The organism is Vibrio proteolyticus NBRC 13287 (assembly GCF_000467125.1).
In the GTDB taxonomy this organism is placed as follows: domain Bacteria; phylum Pseudomonadota; class Gammaproteobacteria; order Enterobacterales; family Vibrionaceae; genus Vibrio; species Vibrio proteolyticus.
This window is the reverse complement of sequence record NZ_BATJ01000012.1, coordinates 53,145-67,756: the sequence shown is the minus strand read 5'-3', so window position 1 is coordinate 67,756 and position 14,612 is coordinate 53,145. Positions and strand designations below refer to the sequence as shown.

Here is a 14,612-nt window from a genome sequence, read left to right as displayed (position 1 = left end):
AGGCAACATGCAACTGGTATGGTTTCGTCGCGACTTACGTGTTGAGGACAACACAGCGCTTCAACAGGCCCTCCGTTCGGGAGATGCGGTGGTGGCAGCCTTTGTGGCTACGCCTGTGCAGTGGCAGGAACACCATTTGGCGCCGATTCAGGCAGACCTGATTTACCGGCGTCTGTTTGAATTGCAGCGCGATCTGTCCGCACTGGATGTGCCTTTGTTGTATGCCGAAGAGGCTCGTTTCAGCGATGCTGTTGCGGTGGTGACCCACTGGGCACACACTCTTGGTGCGGTCGCAGTGCACCTGAACAAAGAATACGAACTTAATGAAGTGCGGCGAGATAACGATTTGCAGGAGGCGTTGGCAGATGTGGTGATCGACTGCCAACAGCATGACGACAAATGTGCGTTGCCACCGGGGACGGTGCTGAATCAGCAGGGAAATTATTTCAAGGTGTTTACCCCTTTTAAAAAAGCCTACCTCAAGCGTTTCTATGAAGTCCCGCTGACAATTAAGCGCAGCGACAAAGCATCCCAAACAGCGGCTCTCGGTTCACTGTCCAGTGACGTGTTGTCCAATGAGGCGCCTTTTAGTTATGAGCGGCACAGCAGTAATGCTTATCCGGTTGATACCCGCAGTGTGATCGACACCATGCGCGATTACTGCGCACAATCCGTAGAGCAATATCATCAGGTGCGCGATTTCCCGGCGCAGGATGCGACCAGCCGACTGTCGCCGTATCTTGCTATTGGGGCGCTGTCGGTACGTCAGTGTTTTGCGAGGCTCAGTTATGGTCACCCCCACCTCTGCTCAGGCAGGGAAGTGTGGCAGAGTGAGCTTATTTGGCGTGAGTTCTACCAGCATTTGCTGCATTTTGAACCTAAACTCAGCCGTAGCGAAGACTTTGTCCCATGGGGGCGTCATCTTGAATGGTGGTCTTCGGAAAAGCATTTGCAGGCCTGGAAGGAGGGGCGTACCGGTTATCCCATTGTGGATGCGGCCATGCGCCAACTCAACCAGACGGGCTGGATGCATAACCGGTTACGAATGGTGGTAGCGAGTTTTTTGACCAAAGATCTGCACGTCGACTGGCGGGAAGGTGAAAAATATTTCATGAGCAAACTAATCGACGGTGACTACGCCGCCAACAATGGCGGTTGGCAGTGGTGTGCGTCGACCGGTTGCGACGGTCAGCCTTATTTTCGTATTTTTAATCCGGTCAGCCAGGGAGAAAAATTCGATACGGCAGGGCGTTTTGTCCGTCAATGGGTACCGGAGTTAGCAGACGTTCCGGACAAATGGATACATCAACCCTGGAAATGGCCGGGTGTAAAGTCATTGTCATATCCATCACCAATAGTTGATCACAAAGCCGAAAGAGAGATAACCTTACGCCTCTATAAAGAAGCCAAGGATAATTGAACATGTTGCGAAAGTTACTCTCGTTATGTTGTTTGCTGAGCTCAACGGCGTTCGCAGCGACTTTTGACCTTCCGCCGGAGGGGAGTAACATTGTGGGCCGTATGCAGTACCACGAGGTCAAAGACGGTGAAAACATGTCGGACATCGCCAAGCAGTACGATGTCGGCTTTCTTTCGCTGATGGCGGCCAACAAAGGGGTAGACCCCTTTGTTCCTCAAGTCGGGTATGTGCTGACGATTCCGTCAGAAATTATTCTGCCGGCAGTCAGACGCGAAGGTATTGTGATTAACCTGGCTGAACTGCGCTTGTATTACTTTGAGCCAGAGCTGAAGAAGGTGCACATTTTCCCGGTAGGGATAGGCCGAATTGGCCGCGATACACCCGAAATGGAAACCACCATCAGCCAGATGAGACCCAACCCAACCTGGACACCACCGGCTTCGATTCGTCGAGAATATCTGGCGAAAGGAGTTGAATTACCGCCCGTGGTACCGGCTGGTCCGGATAACCCGCTGGGTTTGTACGCGATGAGACTGGCGTACGGCGCGGGTGATTATCTGATCCACGGCACCAATAAGGATTTTGGTATCGGTATGCGTGTTAGCGCGGGCTGTATTCGAATGGATCCGAAAGACATTGAGTGGTTGTTTCATCAGGTTGGACGTGGCGTGAAAGTCAAAGTGATCGATGAGCCGATCAAAATGTCGCTGGAGCCGGATCGCAGTGTGTTCGTCGAAGCGCATGAACCGTTGACCCGCAGTGATGGCAGTAAGAAACAGTTGAAAGTGCCGCAGGAACTGGTTTGGTGGATGGAGGAGCACAACATTCCTCAAACCAAAGCTCGCTCGGTGATTTTGGCGCAAAATGGTGTGCCAGTCGAAGTGATTCCGCCAAGTTTCGATTCGGCTGACTCGGATCCGTTAGGTGATGATGTTGACTTTGCTTTGCCAACCGAGTGAGTGAAAGATAAATAAAAAAATGGTGACCCATGAGTCACCATTTTTTATTACCGCTAACGCAGAAAAGCAAAAGGGCCTGAATAATCAGGCCCTTTTTACTACATAACTGAGACTTACTTAGTGTAAGACTGAGCGATGTTGTCGATACGTTCGTTAGCGCGTGCTGCTTCTTCTTGAGCTGACTGAGCTGCTGCACCAGTTTTTTGAACTTCAGATTTTAGAGACTGCACGTCTTGGCTTAGTTGGCTAACTTGGTTGCTTAGCTCGTCCATTTTCGCTGTTGTTGCTTCGTCTGGACCAGATGCACAACCTGCTAGAAGTAGTACCGAAGACGCTGCAGCTGCGATCAACATTTTGTTCATTATGAACTCCTTGCTTATAAGTAAGTATCAAAAATTCGCCCTATACATTTTATGTCATATAGTGACGAAGTAAATTGTAGTCTCAATTTACCAGAAGACATAGTAGTAAAAAGTCAAAAAAATCCAAGAATTTAACCAATTAGCTGATAAATCGATCGGTGTCTCATAGTTGAGATGAATGCCGTTTTACCTGGCCACTTCCCGTCCAGCCCTTGACTACTCTGACTTTACACACAATTGAGTGTAGTCAACAACTTAGAATTTTGGCATTTTTTCTCTACAGAAACAGAGATACACCAACATCATAAAATTTATGTGATCTCTATCTATAATGTCTCAAAACGCGCTATTATACGGCGTTTTTATTTTGTTGTGTCTGAGGAAAGTAAGAGAATGCATCTGTCAGGCACGAATAAATTGATGGAGAATACTTTGCACTTTAAAGATTTAGGCTTAGACAATCGCTTACTGAAAACCCTTAACCACTTCGATTTCAAACAGGCCACTGAGATCCAGCAGAAAGCCATTCCTGTGGCGATTGCGGGGAAAGACCTGTTGGCGTCATCTAAAACCGGTTCGGGTAAAACGCTGGGGTTTGTTCTGCCAATGCTGCATAAATCGCTAAAGACCAAAGCGTTCTCTGCCAAAGACCCGCGTGGTTTGATTCTGGCACCAACCCGTGAATTGGCCAAACAGGTATATAATGAGCTGCGTTCGATGCTCAGTGGTCTGTCGTACGATGCGACACTGATTCTTGGGGGCGAGAACTTTAATGATCAGGTTAAAGCGTTGCGCCGTCATCCGAAATTCATCGTTGCGACGCCAGGACGTCTGGCCGACCATCTTGAACATCGTTCACTGTATCTGGATGGCCTGGAAACGCTGATTCTGGATGAAGCAGACCGGATGCTGGATCTGGGTTTTGCACCCGAGCTGCGTCGTATTCACAAAGCTGCGAAACACCGTCGTCGCCAGACGTTGATGTTCTCTGCCACTCTGGATCACGCGGAAGTGAACGGTATTGCGTCTGAAATGCTGCAAGCGCCGAAACGCATTTCTGTGGGTGTCTCGAATGAAGAGCATAAAGACATTACTCAGAAGTTTTATTTGTGTGACCACTTAGATCACAAAGAAGCCATTCTAGACCGCTTGATTGAAGAGTCTGATTATCGCCAGATGATCATTTTTACCGCAACGCGTAACGATACCGAGCGCCTGACCGAAAAACTGAACGCGAAGAACCTCAAAGCGGTGGCGTTGAGTGGTAACCTCAATCAAACTCAGCGCAACACCATCATGAGCCGCTTCGAGCGCGCGGTGTACAAGATCCTGGTGACTACGGATGTGGCCTCTCGAGGCCTGGATATCGCCAATGTTACGCATGTGGTCAACTTCGACATGCCAAAGCACACAGAAGAATACGTGCACCGAGTGGGTCGAACGGGCCGCGCAGGTAACAAAGGTGATGCGATGTCTCTGGTGGGCCCAAAAGACTGGGACAGCTTTAAGCGTGTGGAAGCGTATCTTCAGCAGGATTTGACCTTCTCTGAGCTTGAAGGACTGAAAGGTAAGTTTACTGGCGTGAAACCGCGTAAACCCGACTTCCGCAAAGGTAAAACGGCCAACACCAAGAAAGCCAAACCTCAGGCGAAGAAAGTGGCGAAGAAGCCAGCTAAACGTGACAAAGGTTTCTATCAGAACGTCGCCGTGGGGGATGCCGTATTCATTCCTAAGAAAAAAGTGGCGCCGTCGTCTGACGAAGATTAATCAAAAAAGGGTTGGCTTTTGCCAGCCCTTTTTTGTGACAACGGCGCCTCGGTATTCGGTCCCGCAACTGCGTCACTTAATGGTTTTCCTTGCGTTATCGGCGCCGTCAACTTCCCTCTCCAATCATCAACTCTCCAACATTATTGGCGCTAACCTGTGCTATTTAAGTAATGTTCTCTACCTTTAGCGGTGTCTGTTTATCCGGCTGTCTGGGGTAGCTCAACGCGAAATGTGACAGTCACAAGTCAGTGTTTTATGGTCAAAAAAATAGCTAACTGATTGAAACCTAAACACTGACGCGAGAACAAAAATGTCATTTGTCATACAGGCTTCAATTTAGTGAAACACAACTGTCATATTTGCGCCCTAAAGTGAGCAGCGTTCAAGTGAAACACAACGGCAATGATGCCACTAAAGGAAATTGTGATGAAAAAGACAGTAATCGGTGCAATCGCACTTCTAGGCGCAATGGCAGTGACTCCTGTTTCTGCTAAAGAAACTATCTCTGCAGTGGGTTCTAGCAGCGTAACTCCACTGATGGAAGTTTTCTCTGAAACATACATGAAGAAGAACCCTGAAGTCTTTATCGAAGTTCAGGGCCCGGGTTCATCCGCCGGTGTGAAAGCGGCGAAGAACGGCAGTGCAGACCTGGGTATGTCTTCTCGTAACCTGAAATCCTCTGAAAAAGAGCCTTCACTGGTTGAAGAAGTGATTGCTCGTGACGGCATCGCCGTTGTTGTTAACCCTAAGAATGACCTGAAAGGCCTGACGTCTGAGCAAGTGACCGCCATCTACAAAGGTGACATCACAAACTGGAAGGACGTCGGCGGTGCAGACAAGCCAATCGTTGCAATCACTCGTGATACCGCATCGGGCACACGTGGTGCGTTCGAAGACATCATGTCTCTGAAAAAGAAAATCGCAGACAAGAAAGTATCTGCTATTTCTCAACGCGCTCAGGTTGCGAACGGTAACGGTGCATTGAAAACAATGGTGGCATCAAACCCTTACGCAATTGGCTACATCTCTCTGGGTACAGTAGACAACACTGTTCACGCACTGTCTATCGACGGCACTGACGCGTCTGTAGACAACGTGAAGAATGGTTCTTACAAAGTGGCTCGCCCATTCCTGGTTCTGTACAAGAAAGGCCAGCCTTCTGCAGAAACTCAGAAATTCCTGGATTGGATGCTGACTGAAGAAGCACAGAAGATTGTGGATTCTAAAGGTTACATCTCAGTTCACTAAGACACCGGCAATACATTAATTTGCTCAGCCCGCGTTTGGGCTGAGCCTTTTCTATCCAATCCACACCGAAGAAATCGGCAGTGAGATTTATATGACCATCGCGACAAATAGTGAAAAGCTTATGAATACGACAGAAGCGACTCATGTTAACAAGTCAGGTCTGCGTGCGAAAAAACGCGTTGACTGGAAAGAGCGTATCTTCCATGGCTTGTTCCTTACCAGTGCGGTTATCGGTATCGTTTCTCTTGCGGTAATTGCGTATTTCATTTTCAAAGAAAGTATCCCGGCCTTCCAGGAAGTGGGCATTAGCGGTATCGTGCTAGGCCAAGACTGGTTGCCACCGGCACTGTATGGCGTAGCCACCATGATCGTTGCGTCTGTCGTCTCCACTCTGGGGGCGGTGTTGGTTGGGGTGCCGGTCGGCGTTCTGACGGCCATCTTCATCGCAGAAATTGCGCCGAAGCGGGTAGCGGACATCATTCGTCCCGCGGTTGAGTTACTGGCGGGCATTCCGTCGGTGGTCTACGGCTTCTTTGGCCTGGTCATCATCGTACCTCTGATCCAAGACCTGTTTCAGGTGCCGGCGGGTAACACGATTCTGGCCGGTATCATCGTGCTGGGTGTGATGATTCTTCCAACCGTTATCACGGTATCTGAAACCTCTATCCGCGCAGTACCACGTTCTTACAAAGAAGGTTCACTGGCACTGGGTGCTTCCAAAATCTTCACCATTTTCAAGCTTCTCGTACCCGCAGCCCGTTCAGGCATCATGACGGGTGTGATTCTGGGGATCGGTCGTGCGCTGGGTGAAACCATGGCGATCATCATGGTTATGGGTAATGCTCCAGCGATGCCTCAAGGTCTGCTGGACTCTGCCCGGACACTGACCGCGAACATCGCGATTGAAATGTCCTACGCCAGTGGTGTTCACGCGAACGCACTGTATGCTACGGGTGTGGTTCTGCTGGTGTTCATCATGATGCTGAACGCAGCCCTGCTGTACCTGAACCGTGAAAAAGCGAGGTAATGAGAATGGATCGCGCAAAACTAAAACGTTCACGAGAAATTAAAGACAACATCCTGAAGGGTTTCATCTGGGCGGCCGCCGCTCTGACGGTCGGTTTCCTGTTCTGGATTATCTGGTACATCCTGTCTAACGGCCTTCAGCATGTCGACTGGAACTTCATTACAGACGATTACACACGCACTGGCGATGAGCACGGTATTTTCCCGATGATTATTTCAACCATCTACATGGTGGTAGCATCAATCGCAGTGGCGGCTCCGATGGGGATCATGACGGCGATTTACCTGACGGAATACGCGAAAGTGGGCAGTCGTCTGGTGAAAGTGATTCGCTTCTGTACCGAGTCTCTGGCCGGGATCCCATCGATTATCTTTGGCCTGTTTGGTATGACGTTCTTCGTGGCGATACTCGGCCTGGGCTTCTCAATTTTGTCAGGTGCACTGACACTGAGTATCCTGATTCTGCCGGTGATTATCCGAACCACAGAAGAAGCACTGATGGCGGTACCACAGACTTACCGCGAAGGCTCTTACGGTTTGGGAGCATCTAAAATCTACACTATCTGGCGTCTCATATTGCCGAGCGCAATGCCAGGTATCTTAACCTCGGTCATTCTGAGTATTGGTCGTGTAATTGGTGAATCTGCGCCGGTGTTTCTCACCGCGGGCATGGTGGCGCGTATTCCTGATTCGTTGCTCGATTCAGGCCGGACGCTGACCGTTCACCTGTACAAACTGACCACGGAGCTGTTCACCATTGAAGAATGGAATCAGGCTTACGGCACAGCAACCGTTCTGATTGTGGTGGTCCTACTCATCAATATGGTGACTAAGCTGATCGCTAAGCGTTTCAACACAGCGACGTACTGATCCGCCAGCACGAATTTATCGATACACGATTGACAGAATTTAGAGATTAAGACGATGAACAAATTTGATATTGAAAATCTGGACCTGTACTACGGTGAAAACCAGGCTCTGAAAGCGATTAACCTTCCTATTCCTGTGCGTCAGGTGACGGCTCTGATTGGCCCGTCTGGTTGTGGTAAGTCAACGTTATTGCGTTGCCTCAATCGCATGAATGACCTGATTGAAGGGGTTAAAATCACCGGTAAACTCGAGATGGACGGCACCGATATCTACGGCAACATTGATGTCGCAGACCTGCGTATTAAAGTTGGTATGGTATTCCAAAAACCAAACCCGTTTCCAATGAGTATTTACGAAAACGTCGCGTACGGCCTGCGCGCCCAGGGTGTGAAAGACAAAAAGTACATTGATGAAGTGGTGGAGCGTTCACTGCGTGGCGCGGCATTGTGGGATGAAGTGAAAGATCGTCTGAAATCCCATGCGTTCGGCTTATCTGGTGGTCAGCAGCAGCGTCTGTGTATCGCGCGTACGATCGCGATGGAACCGGATGTGATTCTGATGGATGAGCCTACGTCTGCTCTCGACCCGATTGCGACCCACAAAATCGAAGAGTTGATGGAAGAGCTGAAAAAGAACTACACCATCGTTATCGTTACCCACTCGATGCAGCAAGCGCGTCGTATCTCTGACCGTACCGCCTTCTTCCTGATGGGAGAGCTGGTGGAACATGATGCGACCGATGTGATCTTCAGTGATCCGCAAGATGACCGCACGCAAGGTTACGTTAATGGTGATTTCGGTTAAGCCTTACTGGCATAACACTATAACTATAAGCGATGGTAACTTTTGCCCCTCATTGAGGGGCTTTTTTCTGTCTGCTATCTGGCTTTGTACTAAGCCAGATAGCAGACAGGTAAATGCTTAAAGTATTGAACGGTTTTGTGCTGAAAAGCGAACAGCAATATGGCGTCAAGAGAGCTAAAATTGAACGGAAGGCATCGGATGATGGTTTTATCATCGCCGATTCGCCAAATGATGATTTCCGTGAGAGTGTGACTATGATGGGCTCAGACCTAAACGTGACTTATGCGTCGCACAAGTAAGCCAAGTAACATGTTTAAAACGTTGGCTCTCTGGGCTGCGACTTTCTCGCTGACGCCGTCTGCGTTTGCGTCTGGCGCTGCTGACAGCCTGCGGAGTGACAATCTCACCTTCACTTGCCAGCACACAGCGCAGCAGGTTATTTTGCAAGTTCAGACGTCACCAGCGTTTGACGGTACCCTGTTACTCAGTGGTCAAAAGGCTGATCAGAGTCGCTATCAGTTTCAGGGAAAAACGTCCGTTACTTTTAGCTACAGTTTGGCTCAATTACCGCTCCGGATGCAGATCCTGCAACGGGAGACGCGGAGCACGATTGTCTGGATTGATACCGACTGTTACGTGTCCGTAAAAGATCAGTGACGGGTACCGCTGAATTTCATTTCATACATACTTTTGTCTGCCACTGACACCAACTGGTTAATGTCTTTAGAGTCGTCGGGGAAGCAGGCGAATCCAACGCTGGTTGACAGCTTCACGCGGCTCATTCTGCCTACTGTGACCGGCTTTTCAAAACAGGAATAAATGGCGCTTAAGGTCTGTTCGGTTTCGTCAATGGCCGGAGAGATAATCGCAAATTCGTCACCGCCCATACGAAAAACTTCAAACCCCAACAAGGTTTGTTGCATCCGCAGACGGTGTGAAATGCGTTTAAGCACATCATCACCGGTTTGATGGCCATAGGTATCGTTGACCGCTTTGAAGCCGTTGAGATCGAGCAGATAGAGGCAAAACGGGCCACTGCTGGTCTCTTTCTCCAAAGCTTTGAACATTGATAAGCGGTTTGGGATGCCCGTTAAGGCATCCGTCAGTGCCAGATCTTTATGGTACTGAGTTTCTTTATGCAGGATGTAACTCACCAGGCCGACGCAACAAAACAGCAGCGCCATCAACATATATTGTGTTTGTGCCAGTGCATTGGCTTGCGCACGCTGATGTTCGTACAATGGACTGCTGAGTCGAAAGTTCTGGTTCACGTAGTGCAGCATGCTGATGTACAGGTTTTTGAATTCGGCGGTGAGCTCGGTGGCATCTTGCGCAGTTTTGAGGTGAATCAGCTTTGTTTCCAGAGCCTGGAAATTATTGAACATCGCGGTAAAAAAATCTGTCGTGCCTTCGATGGACATAAAATTTCCGGCTTCCGGACTCGACAACAGCAGATCAAAGCGGCTCCAGGCCAATTCGTACTGCAACAAGGTGTGTTGCATCTGCTGTTCTGATTGCAAAGAGTAGGGGATCGCTGAGACCAGTTCGGCGAATTCTTTGTTGAGTTGGAACATGAACCAGGTGGCTTCGGATTGTTGATCTGTGTAGGAGCGGGCGAGATCCCGGGTGGCGGATAGCAGGTACAGGTTGGCGATGATCAGCAGTCCCGTCAGTACGAAAAGTAACGTTTTAGCCCGATAGGCGAATGGAGAGAGTGGATGGCGCTTTACATTATTTTTCATATTTTCTATGGACGATAATCTCTTTTATCTGCCAGACCATTTTGGTCTGGAACACCTCACTGCCTGTCTCCGGATACTTGTCCACATTGAAGAGCAGCCAGTATGGCCCTTTGTGCCGGACTTTCATGGGTTTACCATCCTGATAATAGGCGATAATCGGATGATATTTATCGATCTCTTCAATTGTCGTGGTGGCGGCGTATTCATTCAGGCCGATGAACGACATGGCATACGCGTCGCGAACCCCCAAATAATCCAACAGCTCAGACGCCGACGTACCAGTAAACGTGTGACTGTCCGTTAACCAGGGAAGATGAGTGGTAATGTTGTCTTGGTCGACTTCGTTCGTCAGTTGGCTCAGAGAAACGGTTTGCGCTTGTCGCCCGTCAATATGAATCAGTAGATCGGCAGCGTGGCTGAATGTACTGAGTAGGATTAAAGTTGCGGTTGCTATCCACTTCATGCCTTTTCCCGGTGATTTATCTGCTTTCGAGCCAAAAAGGGTAAACGTACTAATATTATAAGGTTAGTCATCCGGCAAGGGAATGAGTTATTAATAGATTTGATACTTAAGTTTAGGTTCGCTGTATTAGATATTAGCCCACTGTCACGGAATATGGAGTGCACCGGAGCGCAGAAGCAAACAAGCCCTGCACGATGGCAGGGCTTGTCAATTTATTAAGTGGTGGTGCTGATTAGAAAATCAGGTGTGCAACACCAGCGATCACTGGCAGCGTGATCAGGGTCCGCAGGATGAAAATCAGAAACAGCTCAAAGATGTTCACCGGAATACGGCTGCCCAGCAGCAAAGCGCCCACTTCCGACATGTATATCAACTGAGTGACAGACATCGCAGCAATCACAAAACGCGTCATCTCACTGTCGATAGAAGCCGCCAGAATCGCCGGAATAAACATATCGGCAAAACCGACCACGATGGTTTGTGACGCCTGTACCGCTTCCGGAATGCCCAGCAGTTCCAGGAATGGAATGAAAGGCTGGCCAAGGAAAGCAAATACAGAGGTGTATTCTGCCACGATCAGGGCAATGGTTCCCAGTCCCATCACGACGGGCAGTACACCAAAGACCATATCTGCCGCGTTACGCAGGCCTTCTGCAAACACCTCTTTGAAAGACTTAACCTGGCCGGCTTTGTTCAGGGCCAGTTCCATTCCCCAGGAGAAGGTAGTGTGACCTTGAGGTATGGCATCAGCGTCTTTGTGTGGTGCGGTGCCGTCGATGAACTTGTCTTTTTTCAAGCTCAATGGTGGCAGACGAGGAATGATCACGGCTGCCACAAAGCCAGCCAGACAGATCGCACCGTAAAATGGCAGGAACAAGTGTTCCAGGTTGACCTGAGCAATCACCACCAGACTGAACGTGATGGACACCGCTGAGAAGGTCGTCCCCACGACAGCCGCTTCACGCGCGGTGTAGAATTTATCTTCGTACTGTTTGCTGGTCAGCAGGATACCGACACTGCCGTCACCCAGCCAGGATGCCATACAGTCAATCGCGCTACGGCCAGGCAGATTAAACACCGGACGCATCACTTTAGACAGCAGGGTACCGAACAGTTCCAGCAGACCGAAGTTCAGCAGCAGTGGTAGCAACAGACCGGCAAAAATGAACACGGAGAACAGGGTCGGCAACAATCCTTCCAGAACCAGGCCCCCCGTGTTTTCTTCCCAGACCGCCTTAGGACCAAGCTGAAAAAACGTCATGACAACCGCAGCGCCGCCGATAAGGCGCACCGCCAGCCACAGTGGGGTCGGGTTAAACAATCCGTTCAGGAATGCGTTTTGAGTGACAAATGCCGGCTTGAAAACTTTGCACAAAAGAGAAGCGGCTGACATAAACGCGATAATGGCCGTCACGATGCCGACCAGAGCGTCACCAAACAGAGCCTGAATGGATTTCGCCAGAATGGCGACAGGAATGGTGATATCACCGTTGTAACTGACGGGTGCCATAAACAGGAATACACCGATCAGAGATGGGATGAAAAACATCCAGAAATTGCCCTTCTCTGGGCTGGATTCTAGGGCTTGAGTGTTACTTTGCATAGGGTTACTCATGTTACTGCTAGTCAATTACTGCCAACTCCGTGGCATATGTATTCACTAAACATCCTTAATTACTCACTACTGACAAGAGTATCTGCATTTGTAATCGGATGCAATACTATTCAACATAATGGGTTAATTATTCAGACGAAAAGTCCGTACTGATTGCATATTTTGGTTAAAAATATGTTTCCAGTGTGTTGCAATATATCCGATGTTTTATTGAAAGGCATGTGTTTTTTACCGACTGATGTATGGTTAATTCGTTGAGGCCAGAAGGAATGGTTGTTGAGCGGCTGATAAATAAAAGCGCCCAGAATGAGAAATGCGTGACAAAAAATGCGGATCAGAGTTGTTGCAGAGCGTTGGGGATGATAATTTGATGTTAATTGGATTATCATGTTGGTGAAGAACAATGGAAAAGAAAAGTGCACGTTTGACCGTGTTGATTGACCCAAGAAAAAAGCAAGCGTTTGAGTCGTTGTGCGCCCAGCAGGATCTCACGCCTTCGCAAGTCGTTCGCCAATTGATTCGCGATTATCTGGACAAGCACGGTGTCAGCTATCTGGATGACGGGGCGACCAATAACCCGCAGGTAAAATAAGCGGCTTGCGCCGCTTATTGCATTATTTTAGGGCTTGCAACGCCAGTTCGATGTGCGCGAAATAGTGTTCTTCTCCAACCAAACCCACCACTCCGGCTCTACGCAGCTTCTTATCAACCCGCTCGTTGGCCCCGGACAACATCACCGTAACGCCTTTGCTTTGCTGAGCCCGAATTACGTCTTCGAGCGCCTGTAAGCCAGTGATATCAATAAACGGGACCCAGCGCAGACGAATGATCAGTGTTTTGGGTTCAGTGTGAGTATTGGAGAGTGCCTGCTCAAAATTTTCCACGGCGGCGAAGAAAAATGGCCCGTCGATGGTAAAGACCAGTACGTCTGGTGGAAGCTCGCCTAATCCTTTGTGCGCGAACTCTTCCACCAACTCTTTGTGGCTGGCTTGATGCACGGCCACGCTGCTTGCCATCCGGCGCAGGAAGTGCAGCGTGGCAAGAATCACCCCAATGTTGACCGCGACCACCAGATCCGCGAAGACCGTCAGAGTAAACGTCATCAGTAAAATCACCACATCTGCACGTGGTGCGCGCTTGATCATCGCGATAAAATGCCGGGCTTCACTCATGTTCCATGCCACCACAAACAAGATGGCGGCCAGTGTGGCAAGCGGAATATGGACCGCCAGAGGTGCCAGCAGCAGCAGGATCAACACCAGCACCACTGAGTGAATCACACCTGCAAGTGGGGAATTGCCGCCATTGCGAATGTTGGTTGCTGTACGGGCAATGGCGCCGGTTGCCGCAAACCCGCCGAACAGTGGTGCCGCGATGTTGGCAATGCCCTGGCCGACCAGCTCCTGATTAGAGTTGTGACGTGTGCCTGCCATGCCATCGGCGACAACAGCAGACAGCAGTGATTCAATGGCCCCGAGCATCGCGATGGTAAAAGCCGGTCCAAGCAATTCGATCATTTTTCCCCAGGTCACGTTGGGCAAAGAAAACTCAGGCAACCCCTGTGGAATGCCGCCAAAGGCTGAGCCGATGGTTCGCACGTCGTCAAACTGAAATAGATATTGGAGGCTGGTAACGACCAACAACGCCAGCAGTGGCCCGGGCACGCGCTTAACGCCGGGTAATTTCGGACCAAGCAGAACCAGTGCCAGCGACAACAATGCCAGCAGGGTGGTGGTCAGGTGAAACTGAGGCAGAACTTCAAATAACTGCAACAGTTTTTGATGGAAATGCTGACCATGTATCTCAGGCAAACCAAAAAAATCCCGCCATTGTCCAACCCAGATGATCACACCGATCCCGGCAGTAAAGCCGACAATCACAGGCGCAGGGATGAATTTAATGATGCTGCCCATTTTAGCCAACCCAAGCAGCAGCAAGATGCCGCCAGCCATCAGCGTAGCAATTTGTAAACCTTCAAAGCCATACTGCGCGGTGATCCCCGAAAGTACCACGATGAAAGCACCGGTTGGGCCGGCGATCTGAACCCGGCTTCCCCCAAACAGTGAGACGCAAACGCCTGCGATGATGGAGGTATAGATACCTTGTTCGGGTTTGACGCCGGACGCGATAGCAAAGGCCATGGCAAGGGGCAGGGCGACGACCCCAACGATGACACCGGCAATGATGTTTCTGACCCACTGGTGTTTATTCAGCAGGCCGGCTTGTCTGGCTTCGAGAATGGCCAACATGGTGCGTTACTCCTCACGGAAAACATGTTAATCACATTATAATATTATTGTAATTGCATCATAATCCTGATGCTGGGAAGATCAAGC

At 49.6% G+C, this 14,612-nt stretch carries 15 protein-coding genes; 10 read left to right on the top strand and 5 right to left on the bottom strand.

Translation table 11 applies throughout. The annotated features are described in order from the left end of the window. Window positions 1-7: 7 nt before the first annotated feature. Window positions 8-1,420: a deoxyribodipyrimidine photo-lyase gene (gene phrB, locus VPR01S_RS15135; RefSeq protein ID WP_021706232.1), complete on the top strand. Its 1,413-nt coding sequence runs from the start codon at window positions 8-10 to the stop codon at window positions 1,418-1,420. A gap of 2 nt (window positions 1,421-1,422) precedes the next feature. Further along, window positions 1,423-2,379 carry a L,D-transpeptidase family protein gene (locus tag VPR01S_RS15130; protein WP_021706231.1) on the top strand — a complete coding sequence of 319 codons (957 nt, stop codon included), beginning with the start codon at window positions 1,423-1,425 and terminating at the stop codon, window positions 2,377-2,379. 113 nt (window positions 2,380-2,492) lie between these two features. Here VPR01S_RS15130 and VPR01S_RS15125 read toward each other — a convergent pair whose 3' ends face one another. After that, the gene (locus tag VPR01S_RS15125) at window positions 2,493-2,741 is read right to left on the bottom strand and encodes an Lpp/OprI family alanine-zipper lipoprotein (RefSeq protein ID WP_021706230.1); all 249 of its coding nucleotides are present in this window, start codon (window positions 2,739-2,741) and stop codon (window positions 2,493-2,495) included. Window positions 2,742-3,161: 420 nt separating this feature from the next. Here VPR01S_RS15125 and VPR01S_RS15120 point away from each other — a divergent pair, with 420 nt between their 5' ends. The 7 genes from VPR01S_RS15120 (at window position 3,162) to VPR01S_RS15090 (ending at window position 9,113) form a co-directional block, all read left to right on the top strand. Further along, the gene (locus VPR01S_RS15120; RefSeq protein WP_040902874.1) at window positions 3,162-4,508 is read left to right on the top strand and encodes a DEAD/DEAH box helicase; all 1,347 of its coding nucleotides are present in this window, start codon (window positions 3,162-3,164) and stop codon (window positions 4,506-4,508) included. 426 nt (window positions 4,509-4,934) lie between these two features. Beyond that, window positions 4,935-5,756 (top strand): phosphate ABC transporter substrate-binding protein, encoded by an 822-nt coding sequence (locus tag VPR01S_RS15115; protein WP_021706228.1) that lies wholly within the window; start codon window positions 4,935-4,937, stop codon window positions 5,754-5,756. A 91-nt stretch (window positions 5,757-5,847) separates the two neighbouring features. Next, window positions 5,848-6,783, top strand: coding sequence for a phosphate ABC transporter permease subunit PstC (gene pstC / locus VPR01S_RS15110; RefSeq protein WP_021706227.1), 936 nt, complete (start codon window positions 5,848-5,850; stop codon window positions 6,781-6,783). A 5-nt stretch (window positions 6,784-6,788) separates the two neighbouring features. After that, window positions 6,789-7,652, top strand: a complete 864-nt coding sequence (pstA, locus tag VPR01S_RS15105) for a phosphate ABC transporter permease PstA (RefSeq protein WP_040902858.1) — start codon at window positions 6,789-6,791, stop codon at window positions 7,650-7,652. Between the two features lie 54 nt (window positions 7,653-7,706). Then, window positions 7,707-8,456, top strand: coding sequence for a phosphate ABC transporter ATP-binding protein PstB (gene pstB, locus VPR01S_RS15100; protein ID WP_021706225.1), 750 nt, complete (start codon window positions 7,707-7,709; stop codon window positions 8,454-8,456). A gap of 113 nt (window positions 8,457-8,569) precedes the next feature. Continuing rightward, window positions 8,570-8,755 carry a hypothetical protein gene (locus VPR01S_RS15095; protein ID WP_021706224.1) on the top strand — a complete coding sequence of 62 codons (186 nt, stop codon included), beginning with the start codon at window positions 8,570-8,572 and terminating at the stop codon, window positions 8,753-8,755. 10 nt (window positions 8,756-8,765) lie between these two features. Then, complete coding sequence (locus VPR01S_RS15090) at window positions 8,766-9,113, top strand: hypothetical protein (protein WP_021706223.1); 348 nt, start codon at window positions 8,766-8,768, stop codon at window positions 9,111-9,113. Here VPR01S_RS15090 and VPR01S_RS15085 read toward each other — a convergent pair. The 3 genes from VPR01S_RS15085 to VPR01S_RS15075 form a co-directional block, all read right to left on the bottom strand. After that, on the bottom strand, window positions 9,107-10,198 hold the full coding sequence (locus tag VPR01S_RS15085; RefSeq protein WP_021706222.1) for a GGDEF domain-containing protein: 1,092 nt from the start codon (window positions 10,196-10,198) through the stop codon (window positions 9,107-9,109). The two genes, VPR01S_RS15090 and VPR01S_RS15085, sit on opposite strands and share 7 nt — an antisense overlap. Further along, window positions 10,188-10,661 (bottom strand): putative pterin-binding protein, encoded by a 474-nt coding sequence (locus tag VPR01S_RS15080; RefSeq protein WP_021706221.1) that lies wholly within the window; start codon window positions 10,659-10,661, stop codon window positions 10,188-10,190. The genes VPR01S_RS15085 and VPR01S_RS15080 overlap by 11 nt, the downstream gene beginning before the upstream one ends. A 232-nt stretch (window positions 10,662-10,893) precedes the next feature. After that, window positions 10,894-12,264, bottom strand: coding sequence for a YjiH family protein (locus VPR01S_RS15075; RefSeq protein WP_040902857.1), 1,371 nt, complete (start codon window positions 12,262-12,264; stop codon window positions 10,894-10,896). A gap of 415 nt (window positions 12,265-12,679) precedes the next feature. On the opposite strand from VPR01S_RS15075, the gene VPR01S_RS15070 reads away from it, so the two are divergent. Beyond that, a complete protein-coding gene (locus tag VPR01S_RS15070) occupies window positions 12,680-12,868 on the top strand; it encodes a ribbon-helix-helix protein (RefSeq protein WP_021706219.1) in 189 nt (62 codons plus the stop codon). 22 nt (window positions 12,869-12,890) lie between these two features. Here the strand turns inward: VPR01S_RS15070 and VPR01S_RS15065 are convergent, their stop codons facing one another. Continuing rightward, the gene (locus tag VPR01S_RS15065; RefSeq protein ID WP_021706218.1) at window positions 12,891-14,525 is read right to left on the bottom strand and encodes a SulP family inorganic anion transporter; all 1,635 of its coding nucleotides are present in this window, start codon (window positions 14,523-14,525) and stop codon (window positions 12,891-12,893) included. Between the last annotated feature and the right edge of the window lie 87 nt (window positions 14,526-14,612).